This window comes from Vibrio sp. 070316B (assembly GCF_013114115.1).
GTDB lineage: Bacteria > Pseudomonadota > Gammaproteobacteria > Enterobacterales > Vibrionaceae > Vibrio > Vibrio chagasii_B.
Genome location: NZ_VTYC01000016.1, coordinates 54,836 through 79,708 on the forward strand (window position 1 = coordinate 54,836; position 24,873 = coordinate 79,708).

Annotated in this window: 23 protein-coding genes; 15 read left to right on the forward strand and 8 right to left on the reverse strand. The window is 43.7% G+C overall.

Annotated elements, in window-relative coordinates; genetic code table 11:
* Window positions 1-156: 156 nt before the first annotated feature.
* Both F0251_RS13675 and F0251_RS13680 read right to left on the reverse strand, forming a co-directional pair.
* Window positions 157-2,184: a cache domain-containing protein gene (locus tag F0251_RS13675; protein ID WP_171731172.1), complete on the reverse strand. Its 2,028-nt coding sequence runs from the start codon at window positions 2,182-2,184 to the stop codon at window positions 157-159.
* Window positions 2,174-3,637 (reverse strand): sigma-54 dependent transcriptional regulator, encoded by a 1,464-nt coding sequence (locus tag F0251_RS13680; RefSeq protein ID WP_061034057.1) that lies wholly within the window; start codon window positions 3,635-3,637, stop codon window positions 2,174-2,176. Before F0251_RS13680 ends, F0251_RS13675 begins: the two co-directional genes overlap by 11 nt.
* A gap of 303 nt (window positions 3,638-3,940) precedes the next feature.
* On the opposite strand from F0251_RS13680, the gene F0251_RS13685 reads away from it, so the two are divergent.
* From F0251_RS13685 to F0251_RS13710, 6 genes are all read left to right on the forward strand, one after another.
* Window positions 3,941-4,747 (forward strand): substrate-binding domain-containing protein, encoded by an 807-nt coding sequence (locus tag F0251_RS13685; protein ID WP_171731173.1) that lies wholly within the window; start codon window positions 3,941-3,943, stop codon window positions 4,745-4,747.
* A gap of 196 nt (window positions 4,748-4,943) precedes the next feature.
* Window positions 4,944-5,642: an ABC transporter permease gene (locus F0251_RS13690; RefSeq protein ID WP_008217899.1), complete on the forward strand. Its 699-nt coding sequence runs from the start codon at window positions 4,944-4,946 to the stop codon at window positions 5,640-5,642.
* 10 nt (window positions 5,643-5,652) lie between these two features.
* Window positions 5,653-6,372 (forward strand): energy-coupling factor ABC transporter ATP-binding protein, encoded by a 720-nt coding sequence (locus tag F0251_RS13695; RefSeq protein WP_008217897.1) that lies wholly within the window; start codon window positions 5,653-5,655, stop codon window positions 6,370-6,372.
* On the forward strand, window positions 6,350-6,934 hold the full coding sequence (mobA, locus tag F0251_RS13700; RefSeq protein WP_004742253.1) for a molybdenum cofactor guanylyltransferase MobA: 585 nt from the start codon (window positions 6,350-6,352) through the stop codon (window positions 6,932-6,934). The genes F0251_RS13695 and mobA overlap by 23 nt, the downstream gene beginning before the upstream one ends.
* Entirely contained in the window at window positions 6,934-8,751 is a 1,818-nt protein-coding gene (locus F0251_RS13705) for a bifunctional molybdopterin-guanine dinucleotide biosynthesis adaptor protein MobB/molybdopterin molybdotransferase MoeA (RefSeq protein WP_171731174.1), read from the forward strand. Before mobA ends, F0251_RS13705 begins: the two co-directional genes overlap by 1 nt.
* A gap of 217 nt (window positions 8,752-8,968) precedes the next feature.
* Complete coding sequence (locus F0251_RS13710) at window positions 8,969-9,235, forward strand: DUF2960 family protein (protein ID WP_171731175.1); 267 nt, start codon at window positions 8,969-8,971, stop codon at window positions 9,233-9,235.
* Window positions 9,236-9,363: 128 nt separating this feature from the next.
* Here the strand turns inward: F0251_RS13710 and nagK are convergent, their stop codons facing one another.
* Together nagK and F0251_RS13720 are read right to left on the reverse strand one after the other, a co-directional pair.
* Window positions 9,364-10,272, reverse strand: coding sequence for an N-acetylglucosamine kinase (gene nagK / locus F0251_RS13715; protein ID WP_008217891.1), 909 nt, complete (start codon window positions 10,270-10,272; stop codon window positions 9,364-9,366).
* A gap of 163 nt (window positions 10,273-10,435) precedes the next feature.
* Window positions 10,436-11,176 (reverse strand): tRNA-uridine aminocarboxypropyltransferase, encoded by a 741-nt coding sequence (locus F0251_RS13720; RefSeq protein ID WP_239962622.1) that lies wholly within the window; start codon window positions 11,174-11,176, stop codon window positions 10,436-10,438.
* A 74-nt stretch (window positions 11,177-11,250) separates the two neighbouring features.
* On the opposite strand from F0251_RS13720, the gene F0251_RS13725 reads away from it, so the two are divergent.
* Window positions 11,251-12,060, forward strand: coding sequence for a sterol desaturase family protein (locus F0251_RS13725; protein WP_171731177.1), 810 nt, complete (start codon window positions 11,251-11,253; stop codon window positions 12,058-12,060).
* Between the two features lie 115 nt (window positions 12,061-12,175).
* Here the strand turns inward: F0251_RS13725 and F0251_RS13730 are convergent, their stop codons facing one another.
* Window positions 12,176-14,221 carry a methyl-accepting chemotaxis protein gene (locus F0251_RS13730; protein ID WP_171731178.1) on the reverse strand — a complete coding sequence of 682 codons (2,046 nt, stop codon included), beginning with the start codon at window positions 14,219-14,221 and terminating at the stop codon, window positions 12,176-12,178.
* A gap of 104 nt (window positions 14,222-14,325) precedes the next feature.
* Between F0251_RS13730 and F0251_RS13735 the strand changes: the two genes are divergently transcribed.
* Window positions 14,326-14,811 (forward strand): C40 family peptidase, encoded by a 486-nt coding sequence (locus tag F0251_RS13735; protein ID WP_061034065.1) that lies wholly within the window; start codon window positions 14,326-14,328, stop codon window positions 14,809-14,811.
* 114 nt (window positions 14,812-14,925) lie between these two features.
* On the opposite strand, the gene F0251_RS13740 is transcribed toward F0251_RS13735, so the two are convergent.
* Complete coding sequence (locus F0251_RS13740; protein ID WP_008217871.1) at window positions 14,926-15,270, reverse strand: DUF3802 family protein; 345 nt, start codon at window positions 15,268-15,270, stop codon at window positions 14,926-14,928.
* 506 nt (window positions 15,271-15,776) lie between these two features.
* On the opposite strand from F0251_RS13740, the gene F0251_RS13745 reads away from it, so the two are divergent.
* Window positions 15,777-16,643 (forward strand): fructosamine kinase family protein, encoded by an 867-nt coding sequence (locus F0251_RS13745; RefSeq protein ID WP_171731179.1) that lies wholly within the window; start codon window positions 15,777-15,779, stop codon window positions 16,641-16,643.
* A 58-nt stretch (window positions 16,644-16,701) separates the two neighbouring features.
* Entirely contained in the window at window positions 16,702-16,905 is a 204-nt protein-coding gene (locus F0251_RS13750; protein WP_008217868.1) for a CPXCG motif-containing cysteine-rich protein, read from the forward strand.
* Between the two features lie 105 nt (window positions 16,906-17,010).
* On the opposite strand, the gene F0251_RS13755 is transcribed toward F0251_RS13750, so the two are convergent.
* A complete protein-coding gene (locus F0251_RS13755; RefSeq protein WP_171731180.1) occupies window positions 17,011-17,619 on the reverse strand; it encodes a riboflavin synthase subunit alpha in 609 nt (202 codons plus the stop codon).
* A gap of 142 nt (window positions 17,620-17,761) precedes the next feature.
* Here F0251_RS13755 and F0251_RS13760 point away from each other — a divergent pair, with 142 nt between their 5' ends.
* Entirely contained in the window at window positions 17,762-19,132 is a 1,371-nt protein-coding gene (locus F0251_RS13760; RefSeq protein ID WP_061034068.1) for an MATE family efflux transporter, read from the forward strand.
* 134 nt (window positions 19,133-19,266) lie between these two features.
* Here F0251_RS13760 and F0251_RS13765 read toward each other — a convergent pair whose 3' ends face one another.
* Window positions 19,267-20,112 (reverse strand): DNA ligase, encoded by an 846-nt coding sequence (locus tag F0251_RS13765; protein WP_171731181.1) that lies wholly within the window; start codon window positions 20,110-20,112, stop codon window positions 19,267-19,269.
* A gap of 330 nt (window positions 20,113-20,442) precedes the next feature.
* Here F0251_RS13765 and F0251_RS13770 point away from each other — a divergent pair, with 330 nt between their 5' ends.
* From F0251_RS13770 to F0251_RS13785, 4 genes are all read left to right on the forward strand, one after another.
* Window positions 20,443-20,772: an STAS domain-containing protein gene (locus tag F0251_RS13770; RefSeq protein ID WP_061034070.1), complete on the forward strand. Its 330-nt coding sequence runs from the start codon at window positions 20,443-20,445 to the stop codon at window positions 20,770-20,772.
* Between the two features lie 63 nt (window positions 20,773-20,835).
* A complete protein-coding gene (locus F0251_RS13775; protein WP_171731182.1) occupies window positions 20,836-21,669 on the forward strand; it encodes an OmpA family protein in 834 nt (277 codons plus the stop codon).
* A complete protein-coding gene (locus F0251_RS13780) occupies window positions 21,666-23,765 on the forward strand; it encodes an SLBB domain-containing protein (protein ID WP_171731183.1) in 2,100 nt (699 codons plus the stop codon). Before F0251_RS13775 ends, F0251_RS13780 begins: the two co-directional genes overlap by 4 nt.
* Window positions 23,765-24,454 (forward strand): tyrosine-protein kinase family protein, encoded by a 690-nt coding sequence (locus F0251_RS13785; protein ID WP_061034073.1) that lies wholly within the window; start codon window positions 23,765-23,767, stop codon window positions 24,452-24,454. The genes F0251_RS13780 and F0251_RS13785 overlap by 1 nt, the downstream gene beginning before the upstream one ends.
* Window positions 24,455-24,873 lie beyond the last annotated feature (419 nt).

Here is a 24,873-nt window from a genome sequence, read left to right on the forward strand (position 1 = left end):
GTGTTACATAATCAAAAAGAGGTATAGGTCAAACAGGCAGAGGTTGAGGTTTGATTGGTGATAGTTTAGTAGTGCGGGATTTTCGTGCTTGGGCTGAATGTAAAAACAACAGCCCAAGCGAGCTAGGACAACCATCAAACGATAGCCGTAGCAGGTTTAGAGGTTAGACACCAATAACTGTGGTGTCGCTTTTTGCTGAAGGTAGATACTAAAGCGGCTTCCTTTACCCACTTCTGATTCTACGCGTATCTCGCCACCAATTTGACTTAAGATACTTTGAGATACAGATAAGCCTAAGCCAGTCCCGTCGCGTTTCGTTGTATAGAATGGCGAGAAGATGCGCTTTAACTGCTCTTCTTTGATGCCACAACCTTCGTCTTCAACATGCACGATAGCGCCATGAGACACGCCGTTTTCTACCCAATCTTCACTCGAGATTGTTAATGTTCCCTGCCCGTCCATTGCATGAATAGCATTCATTTGTAGGTTGACCAGAATCTGCAGCAGTTGGTTTCGATTTACTTCAACCGATGTTTTAGCGTTTAAGTTCGAAACGTAAACCATGCCGCGCTTTTTCGCCCCAGTTTTCACGAGCGTGATACTCTCATCGACGATCGGGTTGATGTGTTGCCACGTGATCTCATCCTGCACGCCACCGTGTCGGCTGTATTGAAGCAAGCTTCGCGTAATATTTCGGATTCGGTCGATTTGCTCCATGATGGCATGGACTTCTTCTTCGACACGGCTTACTTCATCCCCTAGTTCAAATTTCATCAACTCAACGTTGCCAAGGATTACCGCTGTTGGATTGTTGATCTCGTGAGCAATACCTGCGGTTAGCTCACCGAGCGCTGCCAGTTTCTCATTGACCACCAGCTTATCTCTAGCTTGATTTAGCAGCTTGATATGCAGCTCGAGTTCTTCGGTTTTCTCTTTCAAACTAGCGGTGCGAGAATGGACTTTACACTCGAGTTCTAACGCCGCTTGTTGAATCTCTTGATTGCGCTCATGCAGCAGATCCAACATCTTGTCGAATTGTTTAGCAAGTAAGGTAAGCTCATGTTGATCATCCAGTCCTAACGTACCAATTCGCTTGTCTTGCCCCATCTGTACTAGCTTCACCACTTTATGAATGCGTTCGATAGGGTTGAAAAGATCGCGCGCACCTCTGTGAACGATCAAACCTGAAACCAGCAACAACAGAACGATAGTTATACTGATTTCGCCAAGGTTAGTCAGGTAGGTTTCAATGAGCGGCCAGATTAGGTAACCCGTATATAGCATGCCGATCACGTTGCCAAACTGGTCGTGAATTGGTTGATAAGCCGTGATGTACCATGCATCGTATACATATGCTCTGTCGAGCCACTCTTTGCCCTCGTTTAAGACTTTAGAGTGAACCTCGTGAGAAACTCGCGTACCAATTGCACGCCCTACACTGTCTTCACTGCTTAATGGTACGTTAGTGCTCACACGAAGGTCGTCAAGAAATACGGTGACGGTTCCTACATGACGGTTGAAGCCCTCTCTCTGCGGATAGATCAGGTTGCTGATTTGATCGACCAACTGAGTGCTGTTATTCAACAAGATCCCGCCATCAAGAAAGCCGATCACATGATCATGTTTATCTTTAATGGATACGACAGTACGGCTAACCAAGCCACGTGTTTCAACATCATGACCATTAAGCATCGGAACCTCTGCCTTTTTTGCAAGATCACGATCTAAGTAATCGAGTTCATTTCTGTCTAACACACTGAAAAACGATGATTTATGCGTGAGATTCAGGTATTCAAGCTTCTTTTCCATGCTTTCTACGCTGCGCCAGCGTAAAAAATCGAGCTCATATCGTGACTTATTCTCTGAGACCCAACGAATGAGTTCATCTTGAGGCACGTCGTTCGCAAGCTTCATTCGAAAGTTGTAAGACTCAGCAAATGCGCGCACGTTATAAGCTTGTTGGTTTTGAATCAGATGAATACTGTTGTCTGCGACGTCGAGACGTTCATCAACATCGATCAAAGCGCCTTGCCACGTATAGTGAACAGACCAATAAAAGGTGATCGCAACGAGCGCGCACAGAGTAAGAAAGATCGGTGCTGACGTGAGAAACAGTAAACGGTAGCGCACCATGGTTTTGAAGCGGAACGCCCACTTTGCCCACCACTGACGTCTAATCGGCATATTCTGAGCCTTCTGTGTTCCAGTCTTTGTATTTGCGTTCTAAGGTTTTACGAGCAACGCCAAGGTCTCTTGCCGCTGCAGACTTATTACCATCGTGAAAACTCACAAGCTGTTCGATATGTGCTTTCTCCACTTCTTTAAGTGTCCAAGTGTTTGGATAGCCTTCAGCAGCGTCCGTTGTATTCAAGTTCGGCACTTCAGCACCATGTGACACCGTCACTGAAATACTCGCAGGTGCCGGGTCGCCATTTATCTCTCGCCAATAGTGAGCTGGTGGCTTGTCTAATAGAATGCAGCGCTCCACGAGGTTTTTAAGCTCGCGAATATTGCCCGGCCATTCGTATTCATTCATCGCTAAGATATCTTCATGTGCCCAATTAGGTATCGGCATACCTAATTCACTCGATAGTAGGCGCGTAAAATATGGAACAAGCTCAATCAGATCGGATGGTCGTTCGCGTAACGGAGTCACATCAATCTTAAGTACATTGAGTCGGTAAAATAGGTCGCGGCGGAAGTGCCCTTTCTCGACTTCTTCTTGAAGGTTTCGATTGGTTGCCGCGACAACACGAACGTCTACGGATATCTCTGTCTCGCTACCGACGGGGCGAATGGTACGTTGCTCGAGCACTCGCAGCAGTGCAGCTTGCATAGGCAGTGGCATTTCGCCAATTTCATCAAGGAATAGCGTACCGCCATTAGCCACTCTGAATAAACCTTCACGATTCTTCTTCGCGCCAGTAAAGGCACCGGAGGTGTGGCCAAATAATTCACTTTCAAGAAGCTCTGGAGCAATCGCACCACAGTTGATTGGGACAAATGGCCCAGTTCGTTTACTGGCTTCATGAACACCACGTGCAACCAATTCTTTACCGGTACCAGACTCACCTTCTACTAACACGGACGCTCTTGACGGAGCAAATTGGCTAATAAGAAGCTTAAGTTGTTTGGTCTTATCTGAGCTACCAATAATCTCGGTTTTGATGTGGCGGCTGACATCACGCTTCAACGCGTACTGCATTCTTTGGTCAAGGCGCTTATCCATACAACGAAGTACAGCTTGAATCATCTGTTCTAAGTTGAATGGCTTTAAAATGAAATCTGAAGCACCGAGCTTGAGTGCTGATATGGTCATCTCCAGATCGGCATAGCCAGTCATAAAGATAACATCTGCTTTTCGGTCGCTATCATTGAAGGCTTCTTCCCACTCAATACCAGAGCGACCAGGAAGATTAATATCGAGAACGATCAGGTCGAAGTGTTCATTGCAACGTAGCGTTTCTGCTTCTTCTACAGAGCCTGCACTCGACACCTTGCCAAAGTACTTACCTAGTGCTTTCTTTAAAATTGCCTGCATGCCAATTTCATCATCGACCACCAGGACCGAAAACGCCTGATATTGAGTCAAGGTGCTTGGATTGAGGTTAGAGGCGTTTGAACTAGGTAAAGACATAATGATCAGCCGAAAGGGAAAGTTGGGACAGAGTGTACCAATTAACCTTTTGTTCAACAGGGACAATGTGCGACATTTTGTCCTAGCTCATGTTTTGGTTCATTTTATCTAGCGAAATGACGCAGTTTTGTCCGAAATAACAGCAATTTAATGAGACTTGATGCATTATTTGTTGGCATTAAGATTGCTTATAGGGAAAGGATTTCTAATTACTATAATTAGCATCTTATGCACATGTCCTTCTTTGAGCCCTTTAAAACTGAAGACATGTCATTCATTTCTAACAAAATGGAAATAATAATAATGAAAGCAATTCCCCTAACTATTGCAGCTCTATCTATCGTCAGTTACTCGGCTAGCAGCGCAGAAGACACCACTCATATCAAGCTTGCGACAACGACAAGCACTTATCATTCTGGCTTACTGGATTATCTACTGCCTGAATTCGAAAAAGATTCGGGTATCAAAGTCGATGTTTTAGCGGCAGGTACTGGTAAGTCACTTCGCATGGGTGAAAACGGTGATGTGGATTTGGTGATGACACACGCACCAAAAGCAGAAGCTAACTTTGTTGAGAAAGGCTACGGCGTTTTACCTCGTAAATTGATGTACAACGACTTTGTGATCGTTGGCCCTGAAAGTGATCCAGCGAAAGTTGAATCTCAAAAAGCAGTGGCGGATGTATTTAAAGCGATTGCGACAAACAATGTAACGTTTGTGTCTCGTGGTGATGATTCAGGTACACATAAGAAAGAGATGGGTATCTGGGCTCAAACTAAGATCGAGCCAAACTTTGGCGGCTACCGCAGCGTTGGTCAAGGCATGGGCCCTACTCTAAACATGGCGTCAGAGATGCAAGGTTACACAATGACTGACCGTGGCACTTGGCTGGCTTACCAAAATAAATTGGATCTAAAAATCCTTTTCCAAGGTGACGAAAACCTATTCAACCCTTACCAAGTAATTCTAGTTAACCCAGAGCGTTACCCAAGCATTCACTACCAAGCAGCAAAAACGTTCAGCGATTGGTTGGTTAACCCTAAAGGTCAAAAACTGATTAACGACTTTAAGCTGCACGGCAAGCAACTGTTTGTTGCGAGTGCTGAGTAGTTTGTCGCTCGCTAGGTTGTGCTAAATAGGGTTAAAGGTTCACTCTTTGCCAAATAGCATTACGCTTAACGAGTCAGCAAACCAAACAAGTAAAGAAATAATAGCTGGCCAATAAGGCTCATTAATATTGTGTCAGCTATGATTAACATCAGTCATTACCGATAAAAACCTATTATCGATTCACACGAGATACTTCATGACCTTATGGCAAACAACGCTAGATGCATTGAATTTACTGGTGAATTTTGACCACGACTTGTGGCAAATTGTCGCGGTGTCCTTCAGCGTATCTTTGTCCGCCATCTCTCTGGTAATTGTTCCCTCTATCATCATGGCTTTCTTATTGGCCTACACGGAATTCCCTGGGAAATGGGCGTTACTCTCTGTAATCAACACATTGCAAGCAATACCAACCGTGGTTATTGGCTTATTGATGTACATGATGCTCTCTCGTTCTGGCCCATTGGGCGACTGGCAATTGCTGTTCACTCAAAAGGCTATGATTCTAGGTCAGATGCTGATCTGCTTTCCTATTCTAGTTGCCATGATGCACGGTGCGCTGCAAGCCAGTGATCGCCGAGCTGTCGAAACGGCACGCACTCTGGGAGTTTCAACCACTCGCGTTGCCTGCACCTTGATTTGGGAAACTCGTTTTCCTCTACTGGCGGCAGTCATTGCTGCGTTTTCTCGCATCGTCACTGAAGTGGGTTGTTCAATGATGGTTGGCGGAAACATTATGGGAATGACAAGAAACATCCCTACCGCTATTGCAATGGAAAGTCACAAAGGTGCTTTCGCTCAAGGTGTGGCGTTAGGCATGGTTTTATTGGCATTGGCATTAGCCCTTAACTTTTTCCTTTCTAGTGTGAGAGGAAAAGGCTATTTAAGAACTTAGGAACGCTGTCATGAGTATAAAAATAACAACGCAGCAAATTTCAATGCGCTACAAAGAGCGTGTTTTGTTCCACATCCCTGAATTGTCGATCGGTCCGAACGATGCGATTTATCTTAAGGGCGATAACGGTGTAGGAAAAACCACTCTATTAAAAATTCTGTCTGGATTGATTAAGCCGACTTCTGGCCGTATTCAGTCACCGACACAAAGTTGGCAACATAACCTGTTCCCTAGACTAAAATTTAAAGACATCATCTATCTACATCAAACACCTTACCTATTTGATGGTTCTGTGTACCAAAATGTCGCTTATGGGATTCGCTTTAGTAAAGAGAGCCAAAAAGATAAGCGAGCTCAAATTATTAATGCGTTGAGGATGGTAGGTTTAGAAACCCTAGCAGATGAACACATTTCTGTGTTGTCTGGTGGTGAACGTCAACGCGTAGCAATGGCACGAGCTTGGATTCTCAAGCCATCAATTTTGCTGATGGACGAGCCAAGTGCTTCTTTAGACAAAGAATCTATTGAAAGATTGGTGATTATGGCCGAAGATCTTCTTCAGAGAGGCGCGAGTTTAGTCATTACCAGTCACCAAACCAACGCGTTAACCGATTTGTGCAAGAAGCAATGGTGGATCAAAGATAACACGCTAGCTGAGTCACCGCTTCTGCAAGTAATTAAAAAGAACAAAGCACAAGAGAATATTTATGCTGCTTCCAACGCAAACTAGTTGGGTTATTTTGGCTGGCGGACAAGCCAGCCGTATGGGCGGAAAAGATAAAGGACTCGTTGAGCTCAACGGTTCCCCGCTTATTCAATACGTTATAGACAAGCTGTCACAACAAGATGTCAGCATCACCATCAATGCCAACCGTAACCTCGACAGTTACCAAGCATTCGCTCCGGTTGTTTCCGATTCGTTCCCTGATTATCCGGGGCCATTGGGCGGTATTCATGCTGGTCTTAAAAACGCGACCACAGATTGGGTCGGTTTTGTCCCATGTGACAGCCCACAAATCAGTGATGATCTCGTACAACGCTTTTGTGCAGCTGTAAAAGAAGACAGTGACATTCTTGTGGCCCACGATGGTGAATTTAAACAACCCGTGTTTACCCTATTCCACAAGCGTGTTCTTCCAAAGCTAGAAGCCTTTTTAGAACGTGGCGATCGCAAGATAATCTTGCTCTACAAAGAATGCGTCACTGAGTACGTTGACTTCAGCGATGCACCAAACTGCTTTGTAAACCTTAATACGCCAGAAGAACTCACCCAATTCGGAACGCTTCAATAATGAAAGATTCAAAACAACGCCCTAACCTGCCGTTATTAGGTTTCGCTGCCTACAGCGGTACAGGTAAAACAACGGTACTTGAAGCCCTGTTACCTTTGTTAACCGACGCAGGTTTGAAAGTTGGCGTTCTTAAACATGCTCACCACGAATTTGATGTCGATAAGCCGGGCAAAGACAGCTATCGCTTACGCAAAGCTGGTGCGAATCAAATGTTGATCAGCTCTCGCAACCGTAATGTCATAATGACAGAAACGCCAGAAGCCGAAGCTGACTTTGATTATCTGCTTACCCGTTTCGATACCAACACGCTTGATTTAATTTTGGTAGAAGGCTGCAAGAACATCGCTTTCCCTAAAATCGAGCTTCACCGTGATGAAGTGGGTAAACCTTGGCTTTATCCAAACGATGACAACATCATTGCTATCGCAGCAGACAGCAAAGTCGAATCTGATCTGCCACAAATGGCAATCAGCGACTTAGAAGCAATTCGTGATTTCATCATTGAATACGCTCAGTCATTTGATCCTGTGTTGAAAACAAGCAAAACAGCAGCGTGTTCATCACCAAAAGATAATACACCGATTGTATGTTGCGACGCTTTTTCCCCTGCAGGTCTTACCGTGACTCAAGGCCAGCAAAAGATTGTTGATAGCATTGATGCACTAGAGCTGACGGAATCCGTTGCCCTAGAACAAGGATATGGTCGCGTATTAGCGGAAGATGTTATCTCACCAATCAATGTACCTCAGAACACGAACTCTGCAATGGACGGCTATGCCATTCGTAATGAAGACTTAGAACTGGATAGCTACCACGTTGTTGCTGAAGTTATGGCAGGACACAGCTACGACAAGACAGTTCAACAAGGTGAAGCGGTTAAGATCATGACAGGTGCACCAATGCCAGAAGGTGTTGATGTGGTTGTTATGCGTGAGCAGGCTGTTCAAGAAGGTGACACAGTTAGTTTCCCAGACGCAAAAATTTCAGTAGGACAAAATGTCCGTATGGCGGGTGAAGATCTTGAAATCGGCCAACCTGTCTTTACTCGTGGTACAAGAATCGAAGCACCAGAAATGGGCATGATGGCATCACTAGGTTTTGGTACCTGCCCTGTTCTACGTAAAGTGAAAGTTGGCGTATTCTCGACAGGTGATGAAGTTCAAGCACCAGGTAGCGAGCAAAAACCAAATTCTATTTACGATTCAAACCGTTTTACTATTATTGGTATGCTTCAAAAACTGGGCTGTGACATCGTTGATTACGGCATTATTGAAGATGACGAACAGAAGATGATGGATGTCCTTCATGCTGCGTCGTTAGAGACTGACATGGTATTAACGTCTGGCGGTGTATCTGTTGGTGATGCTGACTACATCAAGCTTGCGCTAGATAAACTGGGTGAGATTAACTTCTGGCGTATCAACATGCGTCCGGGGCGTCCTCTTGCTTACGGTAAAATTGAAGATAAACCATTCTTCGGTTTACCAGGTAACCCAGTCGCAGTAATGGTGTCATTCATCAATTTTGTTGAGCCAGCGATTCGCAAGCTGCAAGGTCAAACAAACTGGACACCAGTAAAAGCGAATGCAGTAGCTACCGAGCAATTACGTTCTCGCCAAGGCCGCACTGAATTTAGTCGTGGTGTGTTCACTATGAACGAATCTGGTGTACTTGAAGTTAAGACGACTGGTAAACAAGGCTCAGGCATTCTGCGCTCAATGAGTGAAGCAAACTGCTTAATTGAAATTTCACCATCGGTTGATACCGTGAAAGTTGGTGAAACAGTGACGATCATTCCGTTGCAAGGTCGTGTTTAATTAATAAAACGGCCTAAGGTGTATTGATTACACTGAAGTTCAAACGTTCGAAGCCCCTTCTGCGATGGTTTAGTCGCAAGGGGCTTTTATATTTCTGAACAACCTTAATAAGTAACCCATTAACTAAGTTAATCTTAAGATTTCTTACCATTACCTTGAGCGACGTACGGTTTTTATGTACAGTGCGCCCAAAGTAAAAATTCTATTGGAGCGCATCATGGCTCGTACCATTCTGTACACGTACAAAGACGAAGACAAAGAGTTACTGTTTTCAAAGCAAGAACACCGCACGATCCAAGAAGCGGTTGCTGATGCTGAAGGCATCGACATCACTGAATATTTAAAAACAGAGCACCAGCTTGAGTTGATTTCAGATACTAAAGCAGTTCGCAACTACCAAGACAATTACTTCCGTAAGCTAGGTTTTTCAAAGCTTACGCTGAAGCAAAAAGAAAACCTTGGTGTTGGTAAAAAGAATAAGTAAGTTCTTAGAGAGCTTCGCTCTTGCTAATCGATAGCTAAAATCACCAAACAATAAAAAATGCCGCAACCTCTTTCGAGATTGCGGCATTTTTATTTATTCTGCGTAACTTGTTTAGCTGAAAGCCATCACTATTTGATGTTTAGGAATGCAGCACCACGAACGCCACCTGAATCACCGTGTTTTGCTTTGATGATCTTCGGACACTTAGCAACAGACAGTAAGTACTTAGGAACGCGCTTTGGCATTTCTTCGTAGATAAGCTCGAAGTTTGAAAGACCGCCACCCAGTGCAACAACGTGTGGATCTAGGCCAGTAAACAGGTTCGCAAAGCAGATAGCCAAAAGTTCCATGAAGCGGTCAACGTGTTCAGCCGCTTTAGCCTCACCTTCGTTGTAAGCTTGGATGATCTCAATCGCTTTCTTCTTCTCGCCAAAGTAGTGCTCGTAAATCAATTCGAAACCACGACCCGACAGATAGCTATCTAGACAACCTTTTTTACCACAACCACAACCTAAAAGCGGTGCGTTGTCACCAAGGTGGAACCATGCATCCAAAGGTAGACGCATATGGCCTAGTTCACCGGCAACGTGGTTACGACCAGAGAATACCTTACCTTCGTAAACTAAACCGCCGCCAAAACCTGTACCTAGAATTAGACCAGCAACCGATGGCTCGTCTTTTAGCTCATCATCCCATGCTTCAGAAAGCGCGAAACAGTTCGCATCGTTTTCGATTTTTACGCTACGACCGATTAGCGCTTCTAAATCTTTACGTAGTGGCTTACCTGTTGATGCAGGAACATTAACAACCAGCATAGTGCCGTCGTCTGCGTTTTCCATACCAGGAAGGCCAAGGCCGATTTTGCCTTCGCAAGAGAATTCGCTATCGTATTTCTTTACTAAACCAGCGATCGTATCAAGCAGTAATTGATAGTCATCTGTTGGTGTTGGAACGCGCTCTGTTGCTACTCGCTCAAGTTTCTCATTGAATGCACCAAATTCAATTTTAGTGCCGCCAACATCGAAGCCGTAATACATGAAATCTCTCCAATTTTTCCCTAAATTCGGGCAAATAAACTCTTTAAATAAAACAACTGGGGAACATTATCCATAACACTCCCCCTACAAACCGTGATAGATAACAAACTTATCTCGTGTTTGAGTCTGTTTGAACAACAAGTCAGCACAAAGCGGTTAAAGGTTAGAGTGACGTCTCATTTTTACTGTGCTCTATGAAAGCATTCAGGCTTGGTTTGGTCGGATCTGACTTGTAACGAGTCTTACTTAGCATGTAGCTTTCGCGAAATGCTTCAAACCATAGTTGTAATGTTTTGGCGCCCTGCTCTTCACCAGCTTGTTTTAATACTAAGCTCGCGACTTCTGCAGTTGAAAGGTGTTGCTCATTGTCTGACTTTCGCATCATGTATTGAGAAACGGATTCAGGTTCAATCGACAACACAGGTAGCTCTTGTAAGTACTCAGAACGTCTAAAGATACGTCTTGCTTCACGCCAGCTACCATCGATGAAAATCAGTAGTAGCTTTTTATTTGGATTACGCATTTGTGGCAGGTCTTGAACCACTCGCGATTTGTCATCGGTATAATCTTCTGGGAACACAATCACCGGTTGATATTGCTCGTCCTTCAGAACATCCAGCATCTCTGTGTTTGGCTCTGTTCGATGCCATAGGTAAACATGGCTGTCTTTTACTGTGTCGACAATCAAACGACCTGTATTACTTGGTTTCAATATTTCGTTATCTGACAAGATCAACATTGTGGCAATATTCGTATCTATGTTCGGTTGGTGGTCACAGATACAGCTGTCTTGTTTGATTTTACAGAACTCACATCGAACCACTTTACACCCGCGCGCATTGAACGGCTTGGTAGAAAGGGACAAACGGTGTTGATATAAACGGTGAAAAGCGTGGATTCTCATGGACAATAACAGTAAATCTAGAAAAGTGGCCCGATTGTACTTACAGTATCGTTAGAATGATAGAAGGAATTCTCATGCAAGACCCATCCTTACTTCGCCTTGTTTTCTTTGTTAGCGCTTTTGTTTTGTGTGCGTTGTGGGAATATCGTGCGCCAAGAAAAACGTTGACTCAAAATAAATGGTTTCGTTGGGGAAATAACTTCTCATTAATGGCGCTTAACAGTGTTTTATTGGCGACATTAATACCTGTTGCGGCATTTCAAGCGGCACTGATTGCGGAACAAAACCAATGGGGTCTGTTCAATAACATCAGTCTACCCTTTGAAATCACCGTGTTCCTTTGTGTCGTATTATTAGATCTTGCCATTTACACTCAGCACCTGGTGTTTCACCGTATCCCAGCTCTATGGAAACTTCATCGTGTTCATCATGCCGATCTGGATATAGACGTAACTACAGGTACCCGCTTTCATCCCTTTGAGATGATTTTGTCGATGTTGATTAAGGTCGCGTTAATTTTTGTATTGGGTGTGCCCGCACTAGCCGTTGTGGTATTCGAGGTCGTTTTGAATGTAAGTGCAATGTTTAACCACAGTAACGGTCGTTTACCTTTATGGTTCGACAAACAGCTTCGTAAAGTGATTGTCACGCCAGACATGCATCGAGTGCACCACTCTGTGATTGTCAAAGAAACCCATTCTAACTTTGGGTTCTTCTTATCAGTTTGGGATATCTGGTTTAAAACGTATCGTGCTCAACCCAAGCTTGGGCACGACAAGGTCAATATTGGTGTGCCAGAAATACGAGACGGAAAAGAACAAAGACTCGACTTGATGTTACGCCAACCATTCGCTTCCTTCCCTCATTCGGAAGACAAGACCTAACGCCTCAAGACATAATAAAAAATGGCGCCAACTCATTAAGAGATTGCGCCATTTTTATATGCGTAGCTTTTCACCCTTCAGCGGCAATTCCCACTTCCGGACAACGTTGACACATCTACTTCAATACGTACTTATGAAGCATAGCTTGTTGATGGCCTGCGATTTCACCCACTTGCTCAGAACTTTCAATCATGGACTCAAGTTGCAGTTTGGTATTTTCGCCCTGTTCGGACACGCGCGTGATTGAGTGTGTCACATCAACAGTTGCACGAGCCTGTTGCTCTGTTGCGACCATGATTTGCTCGACGCGGCCTTTAATCTGGTTAACCGCAACTTCAATCTTCTCAAAAGCTTGCTTCACATCGCCGCTCGCTTGAAGTGCATTCGCCATCTCAGTTCGTGATTCAGTAACAGACGTACGAGAACGGTCCGCCGCAGCCACCAGCTCATTCATCATGTTTCGGATATTAGTGGTTTGTTGGGATGTACCACTCGCTAATTTCCTTACTTCATCTGCGACTACCGCAAAACCACGACCTTGCTCTCCCGCTCGCGCTGCTTCTATCGCAGCATTCAATGCCAGCAGGTTGGTGTTTTCTGCAATACCACTGATCATGTCGACCATTTCACGAATTTGCTTCACTCGCCCATCAAGATCAGCCATCGACTGTTCGTTCATGTTTAAAGAGTGCTCTAACGCTTGTAAGCGCTCTTGGTTTAAACCAATAACCTGGCTACCACTCACTGACTCGTCTTCTGCGACTTGGGCATCATCATTCGAGGCATTCGAAATACGAGCGATTTCACCAATCGACGCTTCAAGTTGTGTGATTGTGGTGATCATATTCTGCAGAGATTCATTCTGCTCATGCAGGCTCAAGTTGGTTTGCTCTGCAGCGTCGTGACTTACTTCTGCGGTCTGATAAAGCGTTTCACAGTTGCGAGTAACTAAACGTATAGAATCGGCAGTTGAATCGACAACCGTATTAAGTTTAGAGGTGATGACTTGTAGCTCGAGTGGGCCAAGCAACTCACTCTGCTTCGAGAAGTCATGTTCTGCAAGAGACGTTAACTGACGTGTAATGTTTTTTAAGCCTTTGTTCATCCAACGACGCAGTACTAGCCATGACGTAGTAATGATCATTGCGATCACTAACCCACTAATAAATAGCACACGGTCGATGTTAGTAATGGTCTGGTTTACGACCAGTTCACTTTCATCAATCAGTTGAGACGCTGTCGACGATAGCTGATTGAGCGTGTTAATCACCGTATTCGCTAGTCCAATCACTTGCGCTAAGTTTTGCTCTTGTTGTTTGACTAGCTCTAGCTTAAGCAATATTTGTTTGATCACGCCCTCTTCTGTAAAGCCCTCTTTTACCATTTCATAAGGAGCGATTAGGCTCGCGAATTCTGCAATGTCTGGGTGCCAATCTGAGAAATCACTGTAGGCCAAGTTAAGACCTGCGATTCGGTTCCTCAATTGACGATATTCATCTTCTGCTTTCTCTAGGTCGTTTTGCATCATCAACATTAAGAAAGTATTGGCCATCGCAGATGCACTCGACGTAAAGCGGTTGGCCGCATCGCTCGCTTCTGGATTATCTTCAACTAAGAATGAGCTAATACGATTCATTTCAGGACCGATAGATCCTACGCCGTAACGAAACTCACCAATTTTACTGTCGATTAGGTTTTGCTTACTTTGTATTTCAATTTGTGCAGAAAGAACCGTGTCGGTCATTTGTTGTAGCTGTGCCATATCGTCGATAAGGCTTTGCTTTTGTTCAAGAGAAATCGCATCAGGAAAAGATTGGGAGATAAAAAGGAGTTCCTCGAGCGTGTTGTTACTCTCTACAGCGAGTTCATCGATCAAATTACGTGTTTGGTTTAGTGTATCTAAGTCAGTCGATTGGGTGCTATAAGTGAGTAGTTTTACTTGTTCTAATACGCTTTGTGTTAATTCTGCGTTATGCAGAGCGAGTGGCAGAGCTTGTTCAGACAGAGTATCAAAGTAACCTCCTACTCGATCTATGCCACGAATACTGACCATAGATAAAAAGCTGACAAGTAGAAGGATCGAAATAAATACGGCACTAACCGTTTGAATGAGCGAGAATGTATAACGTGAGGGTTTTACCGATAAATTGGTGTCAGTCATGCGAAATCCAGTTTGACTACAAAAAGAGATATCCTTAAGTTAGTCGGTATACTAGAAGCCCTTGATTACGCTTTTATTTCAGTTTTCTTTCAGAAGAGTTACATATGAAATTCAGAAAAATGCTTGCAGTTACAATAACTTTCGCAACATTAACAGCTTGTAGCTCAGCACCATCCCCTTCTAAAAACAGCCAAATTGCAAATAAACCTCTATCAAAGTCAGAACAATTGACTACCAATGCTTATATGAGTGTGTACAAGCAGTGGAAAGGCGTACCTTATCATTTCGGTGGAACTTCATTCAGAGGCGTGGATTGTTCCGCTTTTGTCCAAATTGCCGTGCAAAATGCGACGCAGCAAGCATTACCAAGAACAACAAAAGATCAGAGTAAACAAGGTGTTGAAATTGCTTATGAGCAAGCAAGGAGTGGAGATTTGGTATTTTTCAAGACGTCTTTCACCGTTAGGCATGTAGGTGTGTATTTGGGGAATAACCAGTTCCTACATGCGTCTACGTCGAAAGGTGTAATCATATCTAGGCTAGATAACCCATATTGGGCTTCTAAATTTTGGCACTTTAGGCGCATATAGTGTATTTGCGAGGCCACCAATTGAATTAAAGGCAACCTCATAGAGGTGCTACGCTTTCAGTCCATCAATAAAGAGTACTAACCACAAAAATAGTCAGTAACGACGAAATAGAGGTTAATCGTATTTTGCTACTGCAGTATCGAATAGGTTCTTCACCAATGCGATGTATTCATCCAAGAAAACAATCTGTTCGTTTGTCGCTTTTTTAGCCCACACGCCTGCAAGCACTTCCCCTAGATCAGCAACCACGGCATCCGCTTCTTTAAGCAACTGAAAACGTACACTTGAATGCAGCTCAGGGTTTTGCTCGAAGATCGCCATAATGTTGCTTGAAATCATGTCAGTTACTATGTCTTCGACACTTTCGTTTCCAGTATCACCGTTACCGTTAGTAAATACATCTAGGTTAAATGATAAGTGCTCGATCAAAGCTAGGTAGCCATCGGTTTCTACAACCACAATAAATCTCCGTTTTAAGCTCTAAGGCAGATTAATACGTATTAGGCTAATACTATGTATATGAAGTCATTTGTCATCATTTTATTGCTATAACGAGGATTAAAATGATCTTTGTTAGTATTTAAGTGCAAAATTGAATCAATAATACGCGAAGCAGCTTACTCAATAATAATTACCCGCCTTGCTCAAACCACAACATCTCAAAGCTCTCTTTAGCAATAGCGCGTCAACCATACCAAGCTATTATTGGTTTTCTAGTGGAAGTAAGGTTATTTGGTGTCGCACGTGATATTTGTTCCAACTATTTTGCGATTGGTGATTCACTTTTTACTGATTTATCAAAGGCATTCACATAGCCCGAGTTCACAAAACTGTTAATTGATCCGTACTGTCTTGTACTAGTGCTGAGAACATTGACCAGAACGTCTATAAATCACTCAGATTTGTCCTAAACTATTGCTATCAAACGATAGTATTTCACTCCAACAGTTCATTGAGGATTTCCTATGTGGCAGGCCATTTCTCAACAGCTTTCAGACACACTCTTATTCAATTTTCAGCTTACCGAGCGCGTTAAGGTTCCCGGTGGTGACATTAACGATTGCTATATGATCAGCGACGGTAATGAACGTTACTTCGTTAAGGTGAATCAGCGAGAGTTCCTACCTAAGTTTGAGATTGAAGCTGAGAACCTACGTTTATTAAGAGAGACTTCAACAGTCTACGTACCTGAGCTGGTGCTGATTGGTAAAACCAAAGAGTGCTCGTTTATCATTCTTAACTATCTGCCTACCAAACCACTCGAGACAGGCAATAACAGTTATGACTTTGGTGTCCAGCTTGCCAAACTTCATCAGTGGGGTGAGCAAAAAGAGTTTGGTTGCGACCAAGACAACTACATCGGCAGCACGCTTCAACCAAATCCCTGGCATAAAAAATGGGGCCGTTTCTTTTCTGAACAACGCATCGGTTTTCAACTCCAGCTCCTAAAAGAGAAAGGCATCGAGTTCGGGGATATTGACGACATTGTTGGGATGGTGAACATGAGACTTGCTGGCCACAACCCTCGCCCTTCATTACTTCATGGTGATCTTTGGAATGGTAATGTGGCTAATTCAGCATTTGGTCCTATTTGCTACGACCCAGCTTGTTATTGGGGCGACCATGAGTGTGATTTAGCGCTCACTGAACTGTTTCAGGGCTTCCCACCTGAGTTTTATGAAGGATACCAAAGCGTCATGCCGCTTGACGTTGGCTATACTGATCGAAAAGACATTTACAACTTGTACCACCTTCTTAATCACTGTAATCAATTTGGCGGTGAATATCTGGCACAAACAGAAGCGTGCATTCAGAAGATTCAGGCTGTGTAATACTTATCACAATAGATAAGCGGTCAGATGGTATAAGTTAGCTTGAGGAGAATTTGTCATGCAGAAATATACAGAGAAACATGTCTCCTGCCCTCATTGCGGGCACGGTATTAATATAACGCTCGACGCATCCAATGGCAGTCAAGATTTTTACGACGACTGCCCTGCCTGCTGCAATGCCATTCACCTAGACATGCAAGTCGACGAAGTGCGAGACAGAATAAACCTGTCGATCGATGCAGACGATGAGCAGGTATTCTAATTTGTGTTTCTTACAGGCAACAAAATCAAAAAAGAGCACCTAGGATGCTCTTTTTTATTTGGTCATCGCGTAAATAGAACAACGCAGATTAAATGTGACGGTTGATTACTTTTGATTCGCTAGTACACGTTCCACAGTATCAACAATCGCTTGAGTTTGAGGATCAAACTCGATATTTACTTCGTCACCGACTTCACGGCCACCAAATAGCGTGCGATTCAGGGTTTCTGGGATTAAATGTACAGAGAAGCGGTTATCTTCCACTTCACCGATCGTAAGTGAACAACCATCAACACCGATGTACCCTTTGCTTAGAACATACTTCATTGATGTTTCTGGTAGTTCAAACCAAAGTGTGCGGTTGTTTTCCGTTTTGATAACTTCAACTAACTTAGCCATTAACGAAATGTGGCCAGACATGCTGTGACCACCAATCTCGTCACCAAACTTAGCGGCGCGCTCAACATTCACTTTGTCACCTACGTTTAACTCGCCCAAGTTGGTTAGACGTAATGTTGCTTGCATTAAGTCAAAAGAGATTTGGTTACCTGAAATGTCAGTCACTGTCAGGCAACAACCGTTGTGAGCAACAGAAGCGCCGATAGCTAACCCCTGTACCATTTCATCCTTTAACTCAATGGTATGAGTCTGAAACAACTCTTTTTTATTGATAGCAACCAGTGTTGCCATGCCTTGAACGATACCTGTAAACATAAGTTTCCTATTTAGCATTTTACTATGGCAGTTATTGTGACATTTCTTTATGATTCGTCCAATGGAAGCTTAACGATCAGTGTCTCTGATTCCTTCTGAATATTCATTCCTGTCCCATTTTCTTTCTCATCTGGAGTTGTTTGTGCATCGTTACAAAGAAGAAGCCTCAAATCTAATCAAACTTGCGACGCCAGTATTGATCGCATCTATCGCGCAAACTGGCATGAGTTTCGTTGATACTGTTATGGCCGGTGGCGTCAGTGCTATCGATATGGCAGCGGTATCAATAGCGGCAAGTATCTGGCTTCCTTCAATTTTGTTTGGTGTCGGATTACTTATGGCGTTAGTGCCTGTGGTCGCACAACTAAATGGTTCTGGTCGCCAAGTTAAGATTCCTTTTGAGATTCAGCAAGGTGCATTCTTAGCGCTTGTACTTTCGATTCCAATCATTGGAGTCCTTTTCCAAACTCAAGCCATTTTGCAATTGATGGATATTGAAATCCTAATGGCAGAAAAGACCATCGGCTATATGAATGCGGTAATGTTTGCAGTGCCAGCTTTCTTGTTGTTCCAAACCTTAAGAAGTTTTACTGACGGTATGTCTTTGACTAAGCCTGCAATGGTCATTGGTTTTATTGGCCTGTTATTAAACATTCCGCTTAACTGGATGTTTGTTTACGGTAAGCTTGGTGCTCCTGCCCTTGGCGGTGTGGGTTGTGGCGTAGCAACCGCTATCGTTTATTGGATCATGTTTGGCTTACTGTTTACTTATGTGTTGACCTCTAAGCGCTTGGCTAAAATCAACATTTTCGGTCAATTCCATAAACCTCAACTAAAAGCTCAAGTTCGCTTATTTAAACTTGGTTTTCCTGTCGCAGCTGCGCTTTTCTTCGAGGTGACGTTGTTTGCAGTGGTTGCGCTGTTAGTTGCCCCACTCGGCTCATTGATCGTAGCGGCGCACCAAGTTGCGATTAACTTCTCTTCACTGGTGTTTATGATCCCAATGAGTATTGGTGCTGCGGTTAGTATCCGTGTTGGTCATAAACTGGGTGAAAACAACACTGAAGGCGCTAAAATTGCGACTCACGTTGGTATCATTGTTGGCTTGGTAACAGCGTTTATCACAGCGGCACTCACCGTGTTGTTTAGAGAGCAGGTCTCACTTCTTTACACAGAAAACACAGCAGTAATTACCATCGCAATGCAGCTCCTGATTTTTGCGGCGGTATACCAATGTACAGATGCAATTCAAGTCATCGCTGCGGGTGCACTTCGTGGTTATAAAGATATGCGTTCAATCTTCAATCGTACTTTTATCGCTTACTGGCTGCTTGGTCTGCCGATTGGCTACATCTTAGGGATGACGGATTGGATTGTTGAACCAATGGGCGCACACGGCTTCTGGATTGGCTTTATTATTGGTTTGTCTTCAGCAGCAATTATGCTTGGTATGCGTTTGCATTGGATGCACAAACAAAGTGATGAAGTACAGTTGGAGTTCGGCTCTCGCTAACCGCTTCTTAAAGACAAGTTAATTAAACAAAAGAGCACTGATAATCAGAGCTCTTTTTTATTTCATGTACACACTTTTTCCGTGTCCAAAATAGTTATCAACAATGCTTGTTCGGCACGCTGATGTGCAATTGTTTAATAATCACTTTTCTCTCTAACGAACCTTGCAAACTTCGGCTTACCATTTTGAGTGAAGCCATTGTAACGGAAGGTAATTTGACTGCCAATTTCTGGAGGAGACAAGCGCATCTTATCGGTGAAGCCACTTCCAATGTAAAACTCCACACCATCTTCTGTGTGTACTAAAATTGAGCCCATCATCCCCTTATACTTGCCAGTTCCGGTTTTATAGCCAATAACGGTCGCTTCTGCATCGTGATGTCGTTTTAGTTTTAACAAGTCATTACTTCTACCCGCCTGATATCGGCTGGTAATCTTACGAAGCATCAACCCCTCGCCTTTACGCTCATCGACATTATCAAGCTGATGAAACAATGCCTCTTCACTTGCAATCGGTGTATGCTCCACATACCCAATGTGCGGTTCGTTTATCACTCTTACCCAGTGCAAGATGTTGTAGTAACGTTTCTGATAGTCGCCCGCCGCACCTGGCATATCAAACAGCATGAATTCGATCTCTTGCCACGCTGTATCACTTGGAGTGTGGTCTAAGACTGTTGTTTGGACTAAGTGAAAATTGTCTCTTCCAGCCCACAGTTCTCCTTCAAGGTGAACATCCGGTAATTCTTTGACAAACCACTTAGGCGCATAAATTCGATTCCCATTGCGGGTATATAGATGCTTTCCATCCCACAAAGCCCTGATGCCATCGAGCTTTTCGCTGGTCCAATATTCAGACACATCTATACCTTGCTTATAGGTATTTGCTAAAACCAATTGTGCAGGAGGCAGATACGAAGCATGAGAAGGAAACGTAGAAAACGCACACAGTGTTGCTATTGCCAACTTGGTTAGCCTCATTTCAAAATTCCTTTTGTAGCTTGAGCGGTTAAAAGTATGAGCACTTTGCTCAAATCTACTTTCTATCCTAGGTGTTCTAACCATTCATCATTCAATCTTTAATCTAAGATGCGATCAATGCATCAACCTTATCCATAATGGCGTTTCATTCGCAAAATCAATTCGTTACACCTCCCAAAAATCCAACCAATTTTAGTTCTCATATTGAGAAATCACCTTTCTCAATATGAAACACTAAAAATCAAACACTATAAGCCATTGATATGTAAGACCAAAAAAGTTGGCACATTCAGTGCTTTTGTAAACTCATGAACAAAAGGAGATAAGACTATGGAACTACGTAAGATTGACCTAAACACAACAACACTAACACTTTCAATTTTTGGTGATTTAGACGCGGCAGGCAGTCGCGATGCACAAACCGACATTGATGACGTGATTTCTAATGACGGTCATCAAGAGATCGAAGTCGACTTCAGTCAGGTCGAATTTCTTGATTCATCGGGTGTGGGTGCGATTGTTTACATGTTCAAACGCCTAACTGAGCGTGAACGTAACATGCGACTAGAAAACGTGTCGGGTCAACCACTGGAAATCATGAACCTTCTGCGAATTGGACACGCTATCCCTGTTAACTCAAAAAATCCTACAAATTCATGAAGATCCACTAAGCTAGAAGTAACAAAAAATAATAATAAAAAGCGTAAAACAAAGGACGTTGGCATGAATACAATCAAAAACTACATAGCCCTATCTCTGTCTGTGCTAGTTCTGGGTTGCACAAGTTACCCAGAACACGGCACTGGCGGACTAGCCGAGAGTTATGATTCGATGAACTATCAGAATTCTGACTTCTCGCCGGTTATGCCTGACGAACCGTTAGGTCCAGAGCATGGCTTACGTTTTGATTGGCAACTCGCTAAATTGCATTTGGATGCGCTGATTCAAGAAGGCGCGCGTTGGTGCTTCCCCGCTGCGGTTGTCCAAGCCATCGAGAAGCAAAATCGCATCGCTCGCGAGCTTCAAGGAGGCCTACTTTTAGATGCGGCTAACGATTTGGTTATCCAAAGAAAACGCCTAAACGAACTTGAGGTTCAACTTGACTATGTAACTTCACAAGCGCGTTGTGAACCTCCCAAGAACGAAAACCAATTCCGTATGCAGCTGTCGATAATTCAACAACTGTACGATCTACTCAACGTCGACAATCAATTCGCACACAACTCTATCGAAGTGAATCCTAAATATATGGGTAAGCTTGCAGAGGCGTCTTACATCTTAAAAGACAACAAGTCGCTAGAGTTAATAGTGACAGGCCATTCAGACGCAACAGGCTCAGAAGAATACAACGACAAATTAGCCCTAGGCCGAGCGCAACAAGTTGAGCGCTATCTCACTATCTTTGGTCTAAGCCCTAGCCGTATCAAGGCCGTCTCAGTAGGTGAAACCGTACCACTATTTGAAGGTGAATCCGAAGGTACACGCTTAACCAATCGAAGAGTGAGTATCGAAGTCATCTCCCCTGAAAACGCGGCTAAGATGGGGAGCTCACTATGAAATTACTGATTGCGTTACTTATCACGTTATCGATGTTCATCGCGACTTTAGTACATGCCGACGACGACTTTTCGGACGCAGTGCAAGTCGGTGATCTTATCCAAGTGAATGTGCCTGGAGAGAGCGAGTTAAACAAAGGTTACCAAGTGGATAAACGCGGTCGAATCACCCTACCTGAAGTAGGTACTGTGTTCGTCGCAGGCTACGATAAAGAACAGTTGAATAAAGTCGTTCTAGAGTCACTGGCGACGGCTTATAAAGATCTATCGAATGCTTCTGTTTATGTAAAAGAACAACAGATCATTATCTACGTGCAAGGTTACGTTGAACAACCGGGTGAATACACCTTGGCTTTGGGCTCGAGCGTCCAAATGGCGCTGTACGCGGCTGGAGGCTTACGTTCTGGGGCTCAATTGGACAAGTTAATCTTAAAGCGTGGCGCAGAACGTAAAGAGTTTAATTACAAGCGTTTCTTAGATTCTGGCGATGAGGACTACCTGCCTACACTGCAATCACTTGATTCTCTATTTGTCCCTGCTTCACCACTGGTTGGTAATATTGAACAAGAATTTGATCCTGCTAAGCTTGCCAACTCGGGTGACAGCGCGGATTCAAGAAGTTCAATTAAAGTCTTCGGTGAGGTCAACGCACCTGGTTCATTCACTTATAAAGAAAATACCGATCTCGTTGATGTCTTAATGCGCTCTGGCGGCGTAACTCGCTACGCTAGTGTCGAACAAATCCGCGTCATCTCAAACAATACTCCAACGCTATTCAACCTTAAGCGCTACCTTGATTCTGGCGACGAAAGTCTACTGCCAGTGCTACGCCCAGGCTCAACCATTTTTGTGCCAAAACAGGAAGAAGAGATTAAATCCGGTGCGAACATGGTTTATGTAATGGGCGAAGTGGCAGCACCTGGTGCCTTTGAAGGTAAAAAAGGCGCGACCTTCATGGATATCTTGGCTAACGCCGGTGGACCTACTCGCTTCGCTGAGTCTCGCCAAATCCGCGTTATCAAAGCCGATGGTCGAGTACTTCGATTCGATTTAGCCGCCTATACCGAAGGCTTACCGAACTCAAACCCACCAAACATTAAAGCTGGTGATGCGATTTTTGTTCCTGAGAAAACGGATATGAACGAAAAATCTTGGTTGAAGATCGCTCCAGACAGAGCCGTTAACGTGATTGGTGAAGTAAACCGACCTGGTCGAATTGAGTGGTCAGACGAAATGAACTTCATGGGCCTACTCGCGCATGTCGGAGGACCAACTCTACGCGCTGATACTACAAAAATTGAGATTGTGACTGGCAGAAAGCTCGTGGTATTCGATTTAGATGAGTTTATTAAAAACGGTGCACCACGAGACCAAATGCCCTATATCTCTGCTGGCTCAATCGTTCGTGTACACGATTTACCGCAAGACCCATCAGACAATAAATCACAATGGGTTCGCCAAAGCTCTGATGCGTCTATTTACATTTTTGGACAAGTCAACGCACCGGGCCGTTACCGTTTCACTAAAGACATGCATTTCCTAGATATCTTGTCTGCGGCCGACGGCCCTACTGGAGATGCAGACATACACAACATTCGTGTGACCCATCGTGATAAACCTTACGCCAAGGTCAGCAAGCTTAATCTGTCTTTGTATTTTGAAACAGGCGATGAATCGTTACTACCGAATGTCACTACTGGCGACACTATCTATATCCCTGAGAAGAACAAAAACTGGCTAGACAAGCCAAAAGAAGAAACCGTGCGTGTGCTAGGGGCCGTTAATAACCCCGGCCGTTATGCGTTTAACGATAACATGACGATTTTAGATATCTTAGCTGAAGCGGCTGGCCCTACTGACAATGCATACGTTGAGAAGATTACCATTGTAAATATGTCTTGTTGCCAAGGACAAGCTCGCACTTTCGACCTGGTTGAATTTAGTAAAACAGCCAACATTTATAACCTACCGGTTTTGCGCGCTGGAGACACCATTTACATTCCAGACCGTCGTGACAGTTTTATGGAAAAAGCCCGTGTAGGCCTAGAGGACATACTACGTATTACTACCACGATTGTACTAATAGGAGCGTTATAATGACTATTTCAGCAACGCATGCCGAAGTTGAGCAAATCTATTTGGCGTCTGAATTAAACGAACAACGCTCTATCTGTGTTACTGCTTGTCATTCAGGTGACGGCGTAACATCGGTCGCAACTGCCCTCGCCGAGCGTTTCTTGTTAGCGGGTCACTCTACACTGTATGTGGACCTTAACCTGTTCAACCCAGCTTTTAAGAACCTCAATATGCTTGAAGAGGAACAATCAGGTCAGCTTATTGAGCATGTTGAATCACAACGCACGTTTATCGGGGTACCCGCACCGCAAGTCGCATCGACGCAGTTAGCATACAAAGATCCATCGACATTAAAGCAGGCTGTTGCTCAATGGCTAGTTAAATACGACCGCGTAATCATCGATACTTCGCCGCTACTCAACATAAATAAAGGTAATATCCCAGCTCAATCAGTAGCTAGCGCCTGTGATTCAACGCTTCTTGTTGTCGCTTACGGAGATACATCGTCTCATCATCTCGAGCAAGCTAAGAAGCTTCTCGATGCTCAGACTATTTCCTTAACGGGCTGCATCATGAATATGAAGGATACGCCAAGCTTTGCACAAGAACTGGTTAGACAGATAAACCGAATGAAGTTTATCCCAGTTAAGCTACGTGAGCGTCTAGCTAATAAACTCTATCGGAACGAGTTTTTGAACCTGCCGATGTAGAATGTATCCTGCTAGCAGGTGAATTAATGCCAATTACTTCCTGAAATCGCACATTAATCGTATTTTCTAATTTTTGGCGAATTTAATATAGAAAATACGATTTTTGCGACCATTCAATGCATTTCATACACATAATTAGTGGTCATCTCACCTTGAAAACGCCTCAAAGATCAACACAAACCGGCTAACTTTGGTGGTAATGTGACACAGCCTGTTAAAGTGCCATGTAAATAGCGTCAAAGATGGAATTCGTACGAATATTCCCTAAGATTATAAATAGAGGTGGTTTTTGACGAATTTGTAATAGTTTGACAAAGTTATCCGATGGCGGTGAAACACCGTGGATAAATCAAGCAAATCACACTTATGCTTTGTTGCTGTATTGGTTTGCTGATTGATTCACACACTTCCCCCATCCC

Excerpts from the sequence above, each read along its gene's own strand:
- F0251_RS13675 (WP_171731172.1), bottom strand. The coding sequence starts at position 2,184 with ATGCCGATTAGACGTCAGTGGTGGGCAAAGTGGGCGTTCCGCTTCAAA.
- F0251_RS13680 (WP_061034057.1), bottom strand. The coding sequence starts at position 3,637 with ATGTCTTTACCTAGTTCAAACGCCTCTAACCTCAATCCAAGCACCTTG.
- F0251_RS13685 (WP_171731173.1), top strand. The coding sequence starts at position 3,941 with ATGAAAGCAATTCCCCTAACTATTGCAGCTCTATCTATCGTCAGTTAC.
- F0251_RS13690 (WP_008217899.1), top strand. The coding sequence starts at position 4,944 with ATGACCTTATGGCAAACAACGCTAGATGCATTGAATTTACTGGTGAAT.
- F0251_RS13695 (WP_008217897.1), top strand. The coding sequence starts at position 5,653 with ATGAGTATAAAAATAACAACGCAGCAAATTTCAATGCGCTACAAAGAG.
- mobA (WP_004742253.1), top strand. The coding sequence starts at position 6,350 with ATGCTGCTTCCAACGCAAACTAGTTGGGTTATTTTGGCTGGCGGACAA.
- F0251_RS13705 (WP_171731174.1), top strand. The coding sequence starts at position 6,934 with ATGAAAGATTCAAAACAACGCCCTAACCTGCCGTTATTAGGTTTCGCT.
- F0251_RS13710 (WP_171731175.1), top strand. The coding sequence starts at position 8,969 with ATGGCTCGTACCATTCTGTACACGTACAAAGACGAAGACAAAGAGTTA.
- nagK (WP_008217891.1), bottom strand. The coding sequence starts at position 10,272 with ATGTATTACGGCTTCGATGTTGGCGGCACTAAAATTGAATTTGGTGCA.
- F0251_RS13720 (WP_239962622.1), bottom strand. The coding sequence starts at position 11,176 with ATGAGAATCCACGCTTTTCACCGTTTATATCAACACCGTTTGTCCCTT.
- F0251_RS13725 (WP_171731177.1), top strand. The coding sequence starts at position 11,251 with ATGCAAGACCCATCCTTACTTCGCCTTGTTTTCTTTGTTAGCGCTTTT.
- F0251_RS13730 (WP_171731178.1), bottom strand. The coding sequence starts at position 14,221 with ATGACTGACACCAATTTATCGGTAAAACCCTCACGTTATACATTCTCG.
- F0251_RS13735 (WP_061034065.1), top strand. The coding sequence starts at position 14,326 with ATGAAATTCAGAAAAATGCTTGCAGTTACAATAACTTTCGCAACATTA.
- F0251_RS13745 (WP_171731179.1), top strand. The coding sequence starts at position 15,777 with ATGTGGCAGGCCATTTCTCAACAGCTTTCAGACACACTCTTATTCAAT.
- F0251_RS13750 (WP_008217868.1), top strand. The coding sequence starts at position 16,702 with ATGCAGAAATATACAGAGAAACATGTCTCCTGCCCTCATTGCGGGCAC.
- F0251_RS13755 (WP_171731180.1), bottom strand. The coding sequence starts at position 17,619 with ATGTTTACAGGTATCGTTCAAGGCATGGCAACACTGGTTGCTATCAAT.
- F0251_RS13765 (WP_171731181.1), bottom strand. The coding sequence starts at position 20,112 with ATGAGGCTAACCAAGTTGGCAATAGCAACACTGTGTGCGTTTTCTACG.
- F0251_RS13770 (WP_061034070.1), top strand. The coding sequence starts at position 20,443 with ATGGAACTACGTAAGATTGACCTAAACACAACAACACTAACACTTTCA.
- F0251_RS13775 (WP_171731182.1), top strand. The coding sequence starts at position 20,836 with ATGAATACAATCAAAAACTACATAGCCCTATCTCTGTCTGTGCTAGTT.
- F0251_RS13780 (WP_171731183.1), top strand. The coding sequence starts at position 21,666 with ATGAAATTACTGATTGCGTTACTTATCACGTTATCGATGTTCATCGCG.
- F0251_RS13785 (WP_061034073.1), top strand. The coding sequence starts at position 23,765 with ATGACTATTTCAGCAACGCATGCCGAAGTTGAGCAAATCTATTTGGCG.